Genomic DNA, 15,918 nt, shown 5'->3' on the forward strand with positions numbered 1-15,918 from the left:
ACCCCGCCCGGGCCAGTAGGGTCGGTCCATGGCAGCAGTTTCCGGGGGCGGCCCCCACACCCCCAGCGTCCGGATCGGACCGGTCGATCTCGCCGCGCGCGTGGACGAGGCGCTCGCCGTGCAGGCCCTCGCCTTCGGCCTGATCCCGGAAGAGATCGAGGTACGGCGACACATCGTCCTCAGGCACCTCGACCACCCCTGCGCCCGCGCTCTCGGCGCCACCACCCCCGGTGGCCGGCTCGTCGGCTTCGTCTACGGCATGCCGAACGAACGCGGCCAGTGGTGGTCCACCGTCGTCGAGCCCTACCTCCGCGCCACCGGCTCCGCGCACTGGCTCGACGACTCGTTCGTCATCACCGAACTGCACGTCCACCCGGCGTTCCAGAACCACGGCATCGGCCGCGCGCTGATCACCGCCATCACGGACGCCGTCGACCAGCCCCGGTCGATCCTCTCCGCGATCGACACGGAGAGCCCGGCACGTGGCCTGTACCGCAGCCTCGGCTACCGGGACCTGGCCCGGCAGGTGCTCTTTCCCAGCGCTCCCAAGCCGTACGCGGTGATGGGAGCCCCGCTCCCGCTGCGTCGCAAGGGACCGGCGGGGCAGGGCCCGCCCCCAATCGATTTCCGCCCACCCGTACCGCCCGGCTAACCTCCTGCACATCACCCTTCCGAGCAGGAGTTCATCATGGCCCAGGTCCAGCGCATGTCCCGATTGATGATCAAGACACTGCGCGACGACCCGGCGGACGCCGAGACGCTCAACCACAAGCTGCTCGTCCGGGCCGGTTACGTACGTCGCACGGCGGCCGGGATCTGGACCTGGCTGCCGCTCGGCAAGAAGGTCCTGGAGAACATCACCCGCGTCGTCCGCGAGGAGATGGACGCCATCGGCGGCCAGGAAGTGCTGCTTCCCGCGCTGCTCCCCAAGGAGTCGTACGAGGCCAGCGGCCGCTACGACGAGTACGGCGCCCTGCTGTTCCGGCTGAAGGACCGCAAGGGCGCCGAGTACCTCCTCGGCCCCACCCACGAGGAGATCTTCACCCAGGTCGTCAAGGACCAGATCACGTCCTACAAGGACCTGCCCGTCATCCTCTACCAGATCCAGACCAAGTACCGGGACGAGGCCCGCCCCCGCGCCGGTGTGCTGCGCGGCCGCGAGTTCCAGATGAAGGACTCGTACTCCTTCGACACCACGGACGAGGGCCTCGCCGAGGCGTACCAGCTGCACCGCGGCGCCTACATCCGGATCTTCGAGCGGCTCGGCCTCGACTACCGCATCGTCTCCGCCGTCTCCGGCGCCATGGGCGGCTCCGCCTCCGAGGAGTTCCTGGCCCCCGCCCCGGCCGGTGAGGACACCTTCGTCGACTGCCCCGCCTGCGACTACGCCGCCAACACCGAGGCCGTGACCTTCAAGGCCGCCCCGGCGGACGGCTCCGCGCACGGCCCGGCCGAGGAACTGGACACCCCCGACACCCCGACCATCGAGACGCTCGCCGCGCACCTGGACGTGCCCGCCTCCGCGACCTTGAAGAACCTGCTGGTCAAGATCGACGGCGAGATCGTCGCCGTGGGCGTGCCCGGCGACCGCGAGGTCGACCTCGGCAAGCTCGGCGAGCAGCTGGCCCCCGCCGTCGTCGAGCTGGTCACCGCGGAGGACTTCGAGGGCCGTTCCGACCTGGTGCGCGGATACGTGGGCCCGCAGGGTCTCGACAAGGTCCGCTACATCGCCGACCCGCGCGTCGCCCCCGGCACCTCCTGGATCACCGGAGCCAACAAGCCCGGCACCCACGCGAAGAACGTGGTCGCCGGCCGCGACTTCGAGGTCGACGAGTACCTCGACGTGGTCGTTGTCGAGGAGGGCGACCCCTGCCCCAAGTGCGGCACCGGCCTCAGGCTGGACCGCGCCATCGAGATCGGCCACATCTTCCAGCTGGGCCGCAAGTACGCGGACACCTTCCAGCTCGATGTGCTCGGCCAGAACGGCAAGCCGGTCCGGGTCACCATGGGCTCGTACGGCATCGGGGTGTCCCGCGCCGTCGCCGCGCTCGCCGAGCAGACCGCCGACGAGCAGGGGCTGTGCTGGCCCCGCGAGATCGCCCCGGCCGATGTCCATGTCGTCGCGGCGGGCAAGGCGCTCCAGACGGAGCTGGCCCTGGACGTCTCGGAGAAGCTGGCCGCCGCCGGTGTGCGCGTCATGGTCGACGACCGCGCGGGCGTCTCGCCGGGTGTGAAGTTCACCGACGCCGAGCTGATCGGTGTCCCGAAGATCCTGGTCGCGGGCCGCCGCTCGGCCGAGGGCGTCCTGGAGCTCAAGGACCGCCGTACGGGCGAGCGCGAGGAGCTCACGGTCGACGAGGCGATCACCCGCCTCATCACCCAGGGCTGACACCGCAGCGAGCAGGAGGTTCCCGCGCACCGCGCGGGGCCTCCTGCGTTCGCGGACCGCTACAGCCAGCCGGCGAACTCCAGCGCCACCTCGCCCTCCTGGCGACGGCCGGCCGCCAGCGCCCGGGTTCCCGACTCCACCGCGCGGAACAGCGTCCAGCCGTGCAGCCGTTCCCGGTCCACGTCCAGCGAATCGGCGAGCTTCTTGATCCGGCGGCGGGCGGTCACCGCGCCGCCCGGGGAGGCGATCAGGTCCTCGACGCGGTCGCGCACCAGACGCGCCAGATCGTAGGCACGCTCGCCGACCAGCGGTTCCGGCCCGACCGTCAGCCAGGGCATCCGCTCGCCCGCGAGCACCTTGCTCTGGCGGAAGTTGCCGTGCAGCAACAGGAGTTCGGGGGAGTGGGCGACCAGTTCCTCGCGTGCCGCGAGCGCCGCGGAGACCAGCGGTTCCAGGCTCGGGTCGGCCGCGGCACAGGCGCGCATCGGCTCCGTACGGCGCCCGGTCCGTTCGGCGACCGTCTCGAATCCATGGCCGGCCGGCGGCTCGACCCACAGTCGGCGCACCGTCCCCGCCGCCTCCAGCAGCGCCTTCGCCTCCGGCAGCGAGCGCAGCGACACCTCGGGGTGCAGCCGTTCCAGCAGCAGGGCGCCGGGGCCGCAGGAGAGGAGCCGTACCGCGCCCCAGCCGTTCCAGTGCGCGAGCGCCGCCCGCTCCAGCTCGGGTGCGGCCCCGGACGGAGCGATCTTCAGCGCGGCCGGGGTGCCGTCGGGACACGTCACCAGCAGGACCAGGCTGCTGCGGCCACCGGGGGCGGCGACCCGGTCCACGGTCAACTGCTGCCCGGTCGAGGACAGCGCTTCCTCGGTCAGTGCGGGAAGCCGCGCGAGCCAGTCGGCGGTGTCATCCCCGTACGACTCGCCGAGCGCTCGCACCAGACGCTGCGGCGGTTCGAAACCCATTCGTGCTTTGTTCCCTTTCAGAGCTTGTGTCAGTGCGTCGCGCCGGACCCGCCATTCGCGCCGGATCCGGCCTTCGCCCCGGACCCGTCGGCGGCCCGCTCGGCGAGCCCGGGAAAGGGTACGCCGCTGCCCCGCCAGCGGACCGCGCGCACCGCGGCCTCCCGCAGCGCGTCCGCGGCCTCCCGCCTGAGCGGCCCGTCGGCGGCCCGCACGAGATCCGAGTAGACGTCCGCGACCCGGTCCTCCAGCAGGGCGGCCAGCCGTACCGCCGCGGCCGGGTCCGGCACCGCGAACGGCAGAGCGTACGCGGCCTGTGCCGCCACCGGCTCACCGCCCAGGTCGCGCACGGTCCGCACCAGCGTGTCGCGCCGGGCCCGGTGCGCGTGGTACGCCGCGGTGGCCTCGGCCCGGCGGCCGTCGGCGACCCGGGCGCCGACCACCCCGTACCCGTACACCGCCGCGTGCTCGGCGGCCAGAGCCGCCTGCGCGGCCTGCGCCGTCTGCGCCGTCTTCTGGGTGGTGGCGCTCATGGCGTGGTCTCCTTGGCCAGTTCGGTCAGCAGATAGGCGTGGGCCGCGCCCGCCGCCGCGACGGACGCCAGCAGCCGGGCCAGCTCCGGCGGGGCCTTCAGCAGTGTCGCCGTATGGGCGTCGGCGGTGTGGCGTTCCGCCGCGGCCAGCTCCTTGAGGGCTGACGCGGCGTCGGTCGTGCGCGTCCGCGGGAGCACGTGTGACGTGCCGCCCTCGGCCGACAGCGCCTCGGCATGGGCCCGCACGGCGTCCCGCAGCGGCGAGAGCCCTGCCGCGGTCGCCGGATGGGCCTTGACCACCTGTTCGTACCGGGCGAGGAGCTCCCTGCTGGTAACGGCGGCACTCGCCCGGAGCGACCTCTCGGTCCGGGCGAGTGCCGCCTGCTCGGCCGCGGTCGGCGCGTCGGCCCGGGCGCGCCGCCCGGACCCGTCGCCGCAGCCGGCCAGTAACGCCCCCATGGCGATCGCTCCCGTCGCGGTGAGCGCACCCCTGCGCGTCGTCCCCGTGCGCCGCACTTGTTCTCCTATGGGCCGGACCTGTCTTGACTGGATCTGTCCTGAAGTGATCAACGCAGGCGAGCGTACCCGCGGTCGCGGGGCCGGCGGACGCCAACACCCCTCGGGACCGGATACCCTTTGACCTGACACGCGAGATCCCCACAACAGCACACGCGGCCGAGGAGTCACCCGGATGAGCACCACCCAGAGCGAGAGGCTGCGCGGACTGCTCGAACCGCTCGTCAGCGCCGAGCAGCTGGATCTCGAAGAGATCGAGGTGTCCCGGGCGGGCCGCCGCCGGGTGCTGCGGATCATCGTGGACTCCGAAGAGGGCGTGGAGCTGGACGCCTGCGCCGAGCTGAGCCGCGCGATCTCCGAGAAGCTCGACGAGACCGACGCGATGGGCGAGGGCGAGTACGTCCTCGAAGTCAGCTCTCCCGGTGCCGACCGTCCGCTGACGGAGCACCGCCACTACGTACGTGCCACGGGCCGCCTGGTCAAGCTGCAGCTGACCACCGGGGGAGCCGCCGGCGATCTGGTGGCCCGCATCCTCGCCGTGGACGAAGAAGGTCTCGACCTCGAAGTGCCGGGCGTCAAGGGCCGCAGGCCCACGTCCCGCCGGGTCGCCTTCGACGAGATCGCCAAGGCGCGCGTGGAGATCGAATTCAGCCGCAAGGACAAGAAGGAAGAGGAGGCGTAGCCGTGGACATCGATGTGAAGCTCTTGAAGGGCTTGGCACAGGACAAGGAGATCCCCTTCGACGTGCTCGTCGAGGCGATCGAGTCGGCCCTCCTCATCGCCTACCACCGTACGGACGGAAGCCACCGCCGCGCGCGCGTGGAGCTCGATGCGCGCGGCCATGTGACGGTGTGGGCGAAGGAGGACCCGGCCGACCTCGAACCCGGCCAGGAGCCCAAGGAGTTCGACGACACCCCGTCCGGTTTCGGCCGGATCGCCGCGACCACCGCCAAGCAGGTCATCCTGCAGCGGCTGCGCGATGCCGAGGACGACCGGACGTTCGGGGAGTACGCGGGCCACGAGGGCGATGTCGTCACCGGCGTCGTCCAGCAGGGCAAGGACCCGAAGAACGTCCTGGTCGACATCGGCAAGCTGGAAGCCATCCTTCCGGTGCAGGAGCAGGTACCGGGCGAGGAGTACACCCACGGCCTGCGCCTGCGTACGTATGTCGTACGGGTCGCCAAGGGCGTGCGCGGTCCGTCGGTGACACTGTCGCGGACCCACCCCAACCTGGTGAAGAAGCTCTTCGCGCTGGAGGTCCCGGAGATCGCGGACGGTTCCGTCGAGATCTGCGCGATCGCCCGCGAGGCCGGTCACCGCACCAAGATCGCGGTCCGTTCGACCCGTGCGGGGCTGAACGCCAAGGGTGCCTGCATCGGCCCGATGGGAGGCCGGGTGCGCAATGTGATGGCCGAGCTGCACGGCGAGAAGATCGACATCGTGGACTGGTCGGACGACCCGGCCGAGATGGTCGCCAACGCCCTGTCGCCCGCACGGGTGAGCAAGGTCGAGGTCGTGGACCTCGGTGCGCGGTCGGCCCGGGTCACCGTCCCGGACTACCAGCTGTCGCTCGCGATCGGCAAGGAGGGCCAGAACGCCCGCCTCGCCGCCCGCCTCACCGGCTGGCGCATCGACATCCGTCCCGACACCGAGACCGACGCCGAGCGCGACATCGCCGACCGGGAGCGGGCCGAGCGGGCCCGCGAGCGTTCGGAGCGCGGCTGACCCGGCGGTCGCCGGGCGGCCCCCCGCCGGACCATGGGCGCCGCCTCCGGAAGGGGCGCCCCGGGACCGGCGGTGCGGGCCGCGGGGAATACATCGAGGCGGCATGCCGCTGAGAACACGACAACATCCGTTCGATTTTTGCCCCAAAGGGGTGAGGTCGGTGCGGGGAGGTAGACTTAAACGTGTCTGGCCGGACGCACGCCCGCGCTTGCCCTGAACGAACCTGTGTGGGATGCCGGGAGCGGGCGGCCAAGAGCGAGCTGCTGCGCATCGTCGTGGACGAGGACGCCTGCGTCCCCGATCCTCGCGGTACGCTGCCCGGCCGGGGTGCCTATGTACACCCCGTCTCCGTCTGTCTGGATCTGGCGGTTCGCCGCCGGGCCTTCCCCCGGGCCTTCAAGGTCAAGGGGCCGTTCGACACCGCCGCGGTGCAGCGGTTCGTCGAGCGGGTGACACCGTAAGAAATGAACGGCACGGGACCCCGTGCGGTCAGGTACCTCGCGAGTTGGAAGTAGGTCGAGATTGCGATGAGCACTCGATGAGTACGCGATGAGTACGCCCATGAAGTAGCGACGGTCCGGCGGTAACCCGGACCTAAAAGGAGCGAAGTGGCTAAGGTCCGGGTATACGAACTCGCCAAGGAGTTCGGCGTCGAGAGCAAGGTCGTCATGGCCAAGCTCCAAGAACTCGGTGAATTCGTCCGTTCGGCGTCCTCGACGATCGAGGCGCCGGTTGTACGCAAGTTGACTGACGCACTGCAGGGGCCCGGCGGCAACGCCGGCAAGTCCGCTGCAAAGCCTGGCGCGCCCCGCAAGGCGGCGCCCGCGAAGCCCGCAGCGCCCTCCCCGGCCGCTGCGGCACGTCCGGCTGCCCCGAAGCCCGGCGCCCCGGCCCCCAAGCCGGCCGCCGCAGCCCCGGTGAGCAGCACCCCCGCGACGCCTTCCGCGCCGTCCGCCGGCCCGCGTCCGGGCCCGCGGCCCGCGCCCAAGCCCGCTCCGGTGACTCCGGTCCCCGCTGCGGAGTTCTCGGCTCCCGCTCCGGCCCAGCCCGCTGCCCCGCAGCAGGCCCCGCGTCCCACGGGCGCCACCCCCGGGCCCCGTCCGGCCGGCGGCCACGCCCGTCCGGCCCCGTCCGGCGGTCAGCGCGACGGCGGCCGCGGCGGCGAGCGCGACGGTGGCCGTGGCGGCGACCGTCCGGCCCGTCCCTCCGGCCAGGGTGCACCGCGCCCCGGCGGAGCCCGTCCGGCCGGTCCCCGTCCGGGCAACAACCCCTTCACCTCCGGCGGCTCGACGGGCATGGCCCGTCCGCAGGCGCCCCGTCCCGGCGGCGCCCCGCGCCCCGGTGGCGGTCAGGACCGTCCGGGCGCCCCGCGTCCGCAGGGTGGTCCCGGCGGCGCTCAGACCGGACGGCCTCAGGGTCAGGGCGGTGCCCGTCCCACTCCGGGCGGCATGCCCCGTCCGCAGGCTCCCCGTCCGGGCGGTGCCCCCGGTGGCAACCGTCCGAACCCGGGCATGATGCCGCAGCGTCCCGCTGCGGGCCCGCGTCCCGGTGGTGGCCCCGGCGGCGGTCGTGGTCCCGGTGGCGGCGGTCGTCCCGGCGGTGGCGGCGCAGGCCGTCCCGGTGGCGGCGGCTTCGCGGGCCGTCCGGCCGGTCCCGGTGGCGGTGGCGGCGGTTTCGCCGGCCGTCCCGGTGGCGGCGGTGGCGGTGCGGGTCGTCCCGGCGGTGGCGGCGGCTTCGGCGGTCGTCCCGGCTTCGGTGGACGTCCCGGCGGCCCCGGTGGCCGTGGTGGCACACAGGGTGCGTTCGGCCGTCCCGGCGGTCCCGCGCGGCGTGGTCGCAAGTCGAAGCGGCAGAGGCGCCAGGAGTACGAGGCCATGCAGGCCCCGTCGGTCGGCGGCGTCATGCTGCCTCGCGGCAACGGACAGTCCGTCCGTCTGTCGCGCGGTGCCTCCCTCACCGACTTCGCGGAGAAGATCAACGCCAACCCGGCGTCGCTCGTCGCCGTGATGATGAACCTCGGTGAGATGGTCACGGCGACGCAGTCCGTCTCCGACGACACGCTCAAGCTGCTCGCCGACGAGATGAACTACGTCCTGGAGATCGTCAGCCCGGAGGAGGAGGACCGCGAGCTGCTCGAGTCCTTCGACATCGAGTTCGGCGAGGACGAGGGCGGCGAAGAGGCGCTCATCCCGCGTCCGCCGGTCGTGACCGTCATGGGTCACGTCGACCACGGCAAGACCCGACTGCTGGACGCGATCCGCAAGACGAACGTCGTCGCGGGCGAGGCCGGCGGCATCACGCAGCACATCGGTGCGTACCAGGTCTCCTCCGAGGTCAACGGCGAGGACCGCAGGATCACCTTCATCGACACCCCGGGTCACGAGGCGTTCACCGCCATGCGTGCCCGTGGTGCGAAGTCCACCGACATCGCGATCCTCGTGGTGGCGGCGAACGACGGTGTGATGCCCCAGACGATCGAGGCGCTGAACCACGCCAAGGCGGCCGACGTGCCGATCGTGGTCGCGGTCAACAAGATCGACGTCGAGGGCGCCGACCCGACCAAGGTGCGCGGTCAGCTCACCGAGTTCGGTCTGGTGGCCGAGGAGTACGGCGGCGACACGATGTTCGTCGACATCTCCGCCAAGCAGGGTCTGCACATTGACCAGCTGCTGGAGGCCGTGGTCCTGACCGCGGACGCCTCGCTCGACCTGCGGGCCAACCCGGAGCAGGACGCGCAGGGTATTGCGATCGAGTCCCACCTCGACCGCGGCCGCGGTGCCGTTTCGACCGTCCTGGTCCAGCGCGGCACGCTGCGCATCGGTGACACGATGGTGGTCGGCGACGCGTACGGCCGTGTCCGGGCGATGCTCGACGACAACGGCAACAACGTCGAGGAAGCGGGTCCGTCGACCCCCGTCCTCGTGCTCGGTCTCACCAACGTCCCGGGTGCCGGCGACAACTTCCTGGTGGTCGACGAGGACCGTACGGCCCGTCAGATCGCCGAGAAGCGTGCCGCCCGTGAGCGCAACGCCAACTTCGCCCGCAAGGGTGTCCGGTTCTCCCTGGAGAACCTGGACGAGGCGCTCAAGGCAGGTCTGGTCCAGGAGCTCAACCTCATCATCAAGGGCGACGCGTCCGGTTCGGTGGAGGCTCTCGAGTCCTCGCTGCTCCAGCTCGACGTCGGTGAAGAGGTCGACATCCGGGTGCTGCACCGCGGTGTGGGTGCGGTCACCGAGTCGGACATCGACCTGGCGACCGGCTCCGACGCCATCGTCATCGGCTTCAACGTCCGTGCTGCCGGGCGTGCCCAGCAGATGGCGGAGCGCGAGGGTGTCGACGTCCGCTACTACTCGGTGATCTACCAGGCCATCGAGGAGATCGAGGCGGCCCTCAAGGGCATGCTCAAGCCGGAGTACGAAGAGGTCGAGCTCGGTACGGCGGAGATCCGCGAGATCTTCCGCTCGTCCAAGCTGGGCAACATCGCCGGTGTGCTGGTCCGGTCCGGCGAGGTCAAGCGCAACACCAAGGCGCGCCTGCTGCGCGATGGCAAGGTCATCGCGGAGAACCTCAACATCTCCGGTCTGCGCCGCTTCAAGGACGACGTCACCGAGATCCGCGAAGGCTTCGAGGGCGGTATCAACCTCGGAAACTTCAACGACATCAAGATCGACGACGTCATCGCGACGTACGAGATGCGCGAGAAGCCGCGAGGCTGACCCGTACCTCAACAGTCGGGGCCGGTCGACGGGTCGTATTTCCGTCGATCGGCCCCGGCCGTTCCGTGTACGGTTCTTGTGTCCCTGCCAAATGCGCAGGGCACGAACCCGAACCGGCGGGACATCCGGACATACATGTATGTGGGGACACTGTCCTTCGATCTGCTTCTCGGCGACGTACGGTCGTTGAAGGAGAAGCGTTCCGTCGTCCGTCCGATCATTGCCGAACTCCAGCGCAAATACGCGGTGAGCGTGGCGGAAGTGGGCGGTCAGGATCTCCATCGCAGGGCCGAGATCGGCCTCGCCGTGGTCTCCGGGGACACCGGACACCTCACAGACGTACTCGACCGGTGCGAGCGGCTGATCGCCGGCCGGCCCGAGGTGGAGCTGTTGTCCGTACGACGACGGCTGCACAGCGACGAAGACGATTGAGCAAGGCAAAGAAGGAGACGGACCAGTGGCCGACAACGCGCGGGCGAAAAAGCTGGCGGACCTCATCCAGGAGGTGGTGGCCGAGAAACTGCAGCGCGGTATCAAGGACCCGCGTCTGGGTACGCACGTGACCATCACGGACACCCGGGTCACCGGTGACCTGCGGGAGGCCACGGTCTTCTACACGGTCTACGGCGACGACGAGGAGCGGGCGAGCGCGGCGGCCGGCCTGGAGAGCGCCAAGGGCATCCTGCGTTCGGCGGTCGGAGCGGCGGCGGGGACGAAGTTCACCCCCACGCTGGCCTTCGTGGCCGACGCCCTTCCGGAGAACGCCAAGGCGATCGAGGACCTCCTCGACCGGGCGCGTGCCTCGGACGCGCGGGTGCGCGAGGCATCCTCGGGTGCCACGTACGCCGGTGGCGCGGACCCGTACCGCAAGGCGGACGCCGAGAACGACGAGGACACCGCCTCCGAATGACAGCGCAGAACAGGGCACCCGGCCGGGGGCGCGGGAGCGCGGCGACCTCGGACAAGGGTGGTGGTGGGCGACGGGAGGACGGTCTTGTCATCGTCGACAAGCCGTCCGGCTTCACTTCGCACGACGTCGTCGCCAAGATGCGCGGCATCGCCCGGACCCGACGCGTCGGCCACGCCGGCACGCTGGACCCGATGGCGACGGGCGTTCTCGTGCTCGGCGTCGAGAAGGCCACCAAGCTGCTGGGCCATCTCGCACTGACCGAGAAGGAGTACCTCGGTACGATCCGGCTCGGCCAGAACACCATCACGGACGACGCGGAGGGCGAGATCACCTCGTCCACCGACGCGTCCGGGGTGACCCGCGAGGGCATCGACGCCGGGGTCGCGGCCCTGACGGGGCCGATCATGCAGGTGCCGTCCAAGGTCAGCGCCATCAAGATCGACGGCAAGCGGTCCTACGCCCGGGTGCGTGGCGGCGAGGAGTTCGAGATCCCGGCCCGGCCGGTGACGATCTCGTCCTTCAACGTCTACGACGTCCGCGAGGAGGTCGCCGAGGACGGCACGCCGGTCGTCGACCTGGTCGTCTCCGTCGTCTGCTCCTCCGGCACGTACATCCGGGCGATCGCCCGCGACCTCGGTGCCGGGCTCGGCGTCGGCGGGCACCTGACCGCGCTGCGGCGGACCCGGGTCGGGCCGTACGGACTCGACGTGGCGCGGACTCTGGAGCAGCACCAGGAGGAGCTGACCGTGATGCCGGTGGCCGAGGCCGCCGCCTCCGCGTTCCCCCGCTGGGACGTGGACGAGAAGCGGGCCAAGCTGCTGCTGAACGGGGTGCGGCTGGACATGCCCGCCTTCCCGCCGGGGCCGGTCGGGGTGTTCGGGCCCGACGGGCGGTTCCTGGTGCTCGTCGAGGAACAGAAGGGCAAGGCCAGGAGCCTCGCCGTCTTCGCCTGACCGGCGCCCCGGCTGCCGGGGCCCATCGTGGAGCGGGCCCCCCTGTGCCCGCTCCACGATCCCCCCACCGATTTCTGTCCACCGGGCGCGATGAATTCACCCCAACGGGCAGGCGCTCGGAGTGAATCGGGGGTGCATTCGGGGGCGCTTTTACTCCGAGTGGGTTCGCGCTGATCATCTCCGACCTAATGTCGGATCATGGGAAGCGGGGACCGGGCAGCGCTGGTACGTATCTGCGATCCGGCCGGCCGGCAGCGTGGGACCGGATTCGTCGCCGACGACCGGGGCACGGTGGTGACCAGCCATGAAGCGGTCGACGGCCTCTCCCGGCTCGTCCTGTACGGAACGGACGGCCGCGACTGCTGCGTCGAGGCCGCCGATGTCACCGAACTGCCCGGCCTCGGCCTCGCCCTGTTGCGCACCGGGGGGCTCTCCGTGCTCGGGGTGGAGCCGATGCCGATCGCCCGGCGGGACAGGATCGATGCCGGCGCGTATGTGACCATCGCCGCCCATGGCCGGCGCGAGGCACGGGTGCTCGGCACGGCCCCGGTGACGTACACCGCGAACGGCCGCGTCCATCGGATCGGCGCCGCGCTGGAGCTGGCGCTCGGTACGGACGGCCGGGACGCGCTGCGGCTCGGCGGCGCGGCCGTGGGCGGGCCCGTCGCCGATCCGGAGAGCGGTGCGGTCATCGCCGTCCTCGGCCCCGCGCTGCGCGCCGGGCATCCCACCGCCGGGCTGGCGGTGCCCCTGCAGGTCGCGGGCGCCGACGGCGCGCTGGCCGCGCTGCTGAGACGCAACGCCACCGGCGTTCCCGGATACGGACGCGACCTGAATCTGGCGGGCGCCCTGTACCTCACCGCGATGTCGCTCGGTCCGGCGGACGGGCCGGTCTCCTGCCCCGATCCGGTCGAACGCCCCGACGTCGTCGCGGAGTTCACGGCCTTCACGGCCCCCGGCCGCCCGTCACCCCCGCCGCACGGGCCCGCCGTGGTCCTGGGCCTCGTCGGAGCGCCGGGAACCGGCCGCACCACCGAACTGGCCGCAGTCGCCGCCCGCCGGGCCCTCGGCTCCATGCCCGCACCCACGCTCCGGCTGCGCGGCGCCGATCTGCTGGCCGACGACACCTCGGTCGCCGACGCGATCGCCCGTACGCTCCGGCGGTCCTGCCGGATCGCCGGTGCCGCCGGTGCGCGGGGCGACCTGGCGAGCGCCACTCCGGAGCGGGTGGCCCGGCTGGCCGAGGAGTCCGGCAGCCCGCTGCTCGTCCTGCTGGACGGCCCCGAGGAGATGCCTCCCGTGCTGGCCCACGGGCTGGCCCGGTGGGCCGCGAGCACGGTCGACTGGCTGCGGGGGAACGGGGCGCGGCTCGTGGTCGCCTGCACGCCCGAGCACTGGGAGACGGCCGGTGCGCTCTGCCCGCCCGGCGCTCTGCACCGCCCTGCCAGGCCGGCCGGGCGGCTGCCGTCCGCGGTCCGCCTCGGCGACTTCACCGTGGGCCAGGCGCAACGGGCCCGGGAGCGGTACGCCGTCCCGCCGGACGCGCTCGCCCCCGGCCACGACCGCCACCCCCTCACCCTGCGCCTCCTCGCGGAGGTGCGCGGCGCACTGCCCGGGGATGTCGCCGGGCGGCCCGACACGGACGACGTATTCGGTGCCCACCTGGACCTGATGTGCCTGCGCGTCGCGGTCCGCATCGCCGCCGTATCGGGTGCATCGCCCGGGGGCACCGCGGTCCGCCGCCTGGCCGCGCGGGTGGCCGGGCAGATCCACGAGGCGGCCCGCCGCTGCCTGGGCCCCGGCCAGGGGGAGCTGGACGGGGCGGCCTTCGAGGAGGTGTTCCCCTGGCGTACGGGCTGGGCGTCGGCCGTCCTCACCGAGGGCCTCCTCGTTCCGGCGGGCACGGGTTACCGCTTCGCGCACGAGGAGCTGGGGGACTGGGTGCAGGGCGCCCACCTGGATCTGGACGCCGCGCTGCACGCGCTGGTCCACCGGTGGCACCCGGCGGAGAGGGAGGGGGAGAGGCCGACGTCGGGGCCGGTGACCCAGGCGGACCCCTCGGCTTCGGAACCACGCGTTCCGCAGCCGAGGAGGCCGCGTGCGGGGCGTGGCCAGGGGGTCGCGCCGGAGGCCGGGGCGGCGAAGGGGCCGCGTGCGGGGCGTGGCCGGGCGCCTGCGGTGGAGGCCGGCACGGCGAAGAAGCGGCGGGGCGGGAGCAGCTGCGTGCCTGCGACGGACGCCACGGCAGAGGCCGAAGCGGTGGGTGCGGGGCCGCAGGAGGGAATCGGTCGCGCGATCGAGCCGCGAGGCCGGGCGATCGAGCCGCGAGCGGGAGGCGGCCGGATGCCTCTGCGGGATGCCGCAGCGGCGGCCGGGCCGCAGGGGGAGCTGAGCCGTGTGTCCGCACCGGAGGCCGGGGCGGCGGCCGGGCCGCGCGTGCTGCCCGTGCCGCACCACCGGTCCGGCCCGGTGATCCAGGCCCTGCTGCTTCTGGGGCGCCGCCGGGGACCCGCCGCACTGGCGCACCGGCTGGCCGATCTCATCGAGGCCCTGGACCGGCTGTCGCCGGGGCCGGGGGCGGAGACGGGGATGCGTGCGGGCGTCTCGCATGACGCCCGCTGGTGGGCGGCCCATCTGCTCTCGGAGACCCTGCTCCGGGTGCCCTACGCCCGGTCCCATCTCGGGGTGCTGCGGCTGCTCGCCGACCGTGTCGTCCGGCGCGCGGACGGCGCCGGGGCATACGCCGCGTTCGGGCCGTGGTTCTGGCTGCGGCTCCGGCTGACCGAGGCGGACCGGATCGATCTGCTCCGGCGTCTGGTCCCCGCGGACGGCCCGCGCCGGGCAGATCCCCTTGGTGAGCGTGACCACACGTGTGACCCGCACGACGAGGGCGACGGCCGTGAGCGGTTCCTGGATGCTGTCGCGCGACGGCTCGTCGCCCAGCCCCGGACCGTGCAGCCACTGCTCTGCGGCTGGTTCACCGACGAGCGTCCGCTGCCCGCCGAGGAGGGGCTCGCGCCGCGCCCGACGGTGGCCGACGCGGCGCAGGCGCTGCTCTACGCCCGTCGGGAGCTGGCCGTCGACGACCTGACCGACGCGCTCGTCCGGGCCGCCCACCCCCGGGCCGAGGAACTGCTCGGCGCACTGGCCGAGGACGAGCCCTCCGCGCTGTGCCGCGCCGTCGACCGCTGGGCCCGTGACGAGGACCGGCCCGCCCGCCGGGCCGCCGCAGCCTCGTACGCGCTGGTCACCGCCGCGCACGTCACCCTCGATGCCGACCGCGGGCTGCTGCGCGGGGCGGCCCTCGCCCTGCTGTCCCGCCCCGGCGACGCCTCGCTGCACGGGGCCGCGCTCACCCTTCTCGTCCACGATCCGCAGAGCCGGGACCACTACCTTCCGCAGGCTCTGCGGGCCTTCGTCGCGGGAGACCCGCAGCTGCCGGCCGAGGCGCTCGTCAGTGCGCTGCTCTCCCATCCACGGCAGGTGCTCACCGCGCTCCGGGAGCGGCTGACCCGGCCCGACGACGGCGCGGGCGAGGCCCTGTGCTCGCTCGCCGGGATCGACGCCCCCGCGCTGGCCCTGCACACCGCCGGACTCGTGCGGGCGTACATCGACAGCCACCCGGACGACACCGTGCACGCCGCCGCGTACATCGACCGGCGGCTGGAGCACGGCCCCGCCGCCCGCGCCCTGCTGCTGCCCCTGGTGACCGGACTGCTGCGGGACCGTCCGGTGCCGCCGCCGGTGCGCGGCGCGCTCGCCGGGGTGCTCGCCGCGCCCGGCAGCCCCGCCTCCGGGCAGCTGCGGGGAGAGCTGCTGGAGGTCCTGCTGGACTTCGAGCAGGACGCCCACCGCGATCCGGCCGTGCTCGACGCGTTGCTGCGGGCCGCCGCGGCCGGCTCCGGTGCCCGTGCACCGGCCCGTACCCGCGCCCTGGTCCACCGCACCGGGATACTGCTGGTCCGTACCCCCGACGGCGCGGTCCGCTTCGACCGCGGACTGGTCGAACTGGCCCGAGACGTGCCCGGATTCGCCGCCCTGGTCACCGGATGGCTGGCCGACGCCCCACAGGAGTGGGTGGCGCTCGTCGGCCCGAGCGCGAGGCGGACGGTGGAGGCCCTGGCGAGCCCGAAAGCGATGCCGATGCGGGCCGCGGGGCGTGAGCATGGCAGTCTTAGACCTGCGTAACTAGCAATTTCATGTACACGGGTTCGGGCG

13 protein-coding genes are annotated in these 15,918 nt (G+C 72.8%); 10 read left to right on the forward strand and 3 right to left on the reverse strand.

What is annotated here, in order from left to right:
* Positions 1–28: 28 nt before the first annotated feature.
* Both ACF08M_RS21385 and ACF08M_RS21390 read left to right on the forward strand, forming a co-directional pair.
* The gene (locus ACF08M_RS21385) at positions 29–652 is read left to right on the forward strand and encodes a GNAT family N-acetyltransferase (RefSeq protein WP_392186819.1); all 624 of its coding nucleotides are present in this window, start codon (positions 29–31) and stop codon (positions 650–652) included.
* Positions 653–688: 36 nt separating this feature from the next.
* A complete protein-coding gene (locus tag ACF08M_RS21390) occupies positions 689–2,389 on the forward strand; it encodes a proline--tRNA ligase (RefSeq protein ID WP_392186820.1) in 1,701 nt (566 codons plus the stop codon).
* Between the two features lie 59 nt (positions 2,390–2,448).
* On the opposite strand, the gene ACF08M_RS21395 is transcribed toward ACF08M_RS21390, so the two are convergent.
* The 3 genes from ACF08M_RS21395 to ACF08M_RS21405 are packed head-to-tail and all read right to left on the reverse strand — an operon-like array spanning position 2,449 to position 4,396.
* Positions 2,449–3,351 (reverse strand): aminoglycoside phosphotransferase family protein, encoded by a 903-nt coding sequence (locus tag ACF08M_RS21395; RefSeq protein ID WP_392186821.1) that lies wholly within the window; start codon positions 3,349–3,351, stop codon positions 2,449–2,451.
* A 29-nt stretch (positions 3,352–3,380) separates the two neighbouring features.
* The gene (locus ACF08M_RS21400; protein WP_392186822.1) at positions 3,381–3,881 is read right to left on the reverse strand and encodes a ferritin-like domain-containing protein; all 501 of its coding nucleotides are present in this window, start codon (positions 3,879–3,881) and stop codon (positions 3,381–3,383) included.
* Entirely contained in the window at positions 3,878–4,396 is a 519-nt protein-coding gene (locus ACF08M_RS21405) for a hypothetical protein (RefSeq protein WP_392186823.1), read from the reverse strand. The genes ACF08M_RS21400 and ACF08M_RS21405 overlap by 4 nt, the downstream gene beginning before the upstream one ends.
* A gap of 175 nt (positions 4,397–4,571) precedes the next feature.
* Between ACF08M_RS21405 and rimP the strand changes: the two genes are divergently transcribed.
* The 8 genes from rimP to ACF08M_RS21445 all read left to right on the forward strand — a co-directional run bounded on the left by rimP (position 4,572) and on the right by ACF08M_RS21445 (position 15,888).
* Positions 4,572–5,078 carry a ribosome maturation factor RimP gene (gene rimP / locus ACF08M_RS21410; RefSeq protein WP_392186824.1) on the forward strand — a complete coding sequence of 169 codons (507 nt, stop codon included), beginning with the start codon at positions 4,572–4,574 and terminating at the stop codon, positions 5,076–5,078.
* Positions 5,079–5,080: 2 nt separating this feature from the next.
* Positions 5,081–6,121 (forward strand): transcription termination factor NusA, encoded by a 1,041-nt coding sequence (nusA, locus tag ACF08M_RS21415; RefSeq protein WP_392186825.1) that lies wholly within the window; start codon positions 5,081–5,083, stop codon positions 6,119–6,121.
* A 182-nt stretch (positions 6,122–6,303) separates the two neighbouring features.
* Positions 6,304–6,582, forward strand: coding sequence for a YlxR family protein (locus tag ACF08M_RS21420; RefSeq protein WP_392186826.1), 279 nt, complete (start codon positions 6,304–6,306; stop codon positions 6,580–6,582).
* A 147-nt stretch (positions 6,583–6,729) separates the two neighbouring features.
* On the forward strand, positions 6,730–9,837 hold the full coding sequence (gene infB / locus ACF08M_RS21425) for a translation initiation factor IF-2 (RefSeq protein ID WP_392186827.1): 3,108 nt from the start codon (positions 6,730–6,732) through the stop codon (positions 9,835–9,837).
* Between the two features lie 135 nt (positions 9,838–9,972).
* Positions 9,973–10,269, forward strand: a complete 297-nt coding sequence (locus tag ACF08M_RS21430) for a DUF503 domain-containing protein (RefSeq protein ID WP_362209687.1) — start codon at positions 9,973–9,975, stop codon at positions 10,267–10,269.
* Between the two features lie 25 nt (positions 10,270–10,294).
* The gene (gene rbfA / locus ACF08M_RS21435; protein ID WP_362209684.1) at positions 10,295–10,747 is read left to right on the forward strand and encodes a 30S ribosome-binding factor RbfA; all 453 of its coding nucleotides are present in this window, start codon (positions 10,295–10,297) and stop codon (positions 10,745–10,747) included.
* Positions 10,744–11,700 carry a tRNA pseudouridine(55) synthase TruB gene (gene truB / locus ACF08M_RS21440; protein ID WP_392186828.1) on the forward strand — a complete coding sequence of 319 codons (957 nt, stop codon included), beginning with the start codon at positions 10,744–10,746 and terminating at the stop codon, positions 11,698–11,700. The genes rbfA and truB overlap by 4 nt, the downstream gene beginning before the upstream one ends.
* 198 nt (positions 11,701–11,898) lie before the next feature.
* The gene (locus ACF08M_RS21445) at positions 11,899–15,888 is read left to right on the forward strand and encodes a trypsin-like peptidase domain-containing protein (protein WP_392186829.1); all 3,990 of its coding nucleotides are present in this window, start codon (positions 11,899–11,901) and stop codon (positions 15,886–15,888) included.
* The last annotated feature ends 30 nt before the right edge of the window (positions 15,889–15,918 follow it).

Source organism: Streptomyces sp. NPDC015032, from assembly GCF_043080425.1.
Classification (GTDB): Bacteria; Actinomycetota; Actinomycetes; order Streptomycetales; family Streptomycetaceae; genus Streptomyces.

What these genes read in the sequence shown, in the direction of transcription:
- ACF08M_RS21385 (WP_392186819.1), top strand. Translation starts at nt 29, where the DNA reads ATGGCAGCAGTTTCCGGGGGCGGCCCCCACACCCCCAGCGTCCGGATC.
- ACF08M_RS21390 (WP_392186820.1), top strand. Translation starts at nt 689, where the DNA reads ATGGCCCAGGTCCAGCGCATGTCCCGATTGATGATCAAGACACTGCGC.
- ACF08M_RS21395 (WP_392186821.1), bottom strand. Translation starts at nt 3,351, where the DNA reads ATGGGTTTCGAACCGCCGCAGCGTCTGGTGCGAGCGCTCGGCGAGTCG.
- ACF08M_RS21400 (WP_392186822.1), bottom strand. Translation starts at nt 3,881, where the DNA reads ATGAGCGCCACCACCCAGAAGACGGCGCAGACGGCGCAGGCCGCGCAG.
- rimP (WP_392186824.1), top strand. Translation starts at nt 4,572, where the DNA reads ATGAGCACCACCCAGAGCGAGAGGCTGCGCGGACTGCTCGAACCGCTC.
- ACF08M_RS21430 (WP_362209687.1), top strand. Translation starts at nt 9,973, where the DNA reads ATGTATGTGGGGACACTGTCCTTCGATCTGCTTCTCGGCGACGTACGG.
- truB (WP_392186828.1), top strand. Translation starts at nt 10,744, where the DNA reads ATGACAGCGCAGAACAGGGCACCCGGCCGGGGGCGCGGGAGCGCGGCG.
- ACF08M_RS21445 (WP_392186829.1), top strand. Translation starts at nt 11,899, where the DNA reads ATGGGAAGCGGGGACCGGGCAGCGCTGGTACGTATCTGCGATCCGGCC.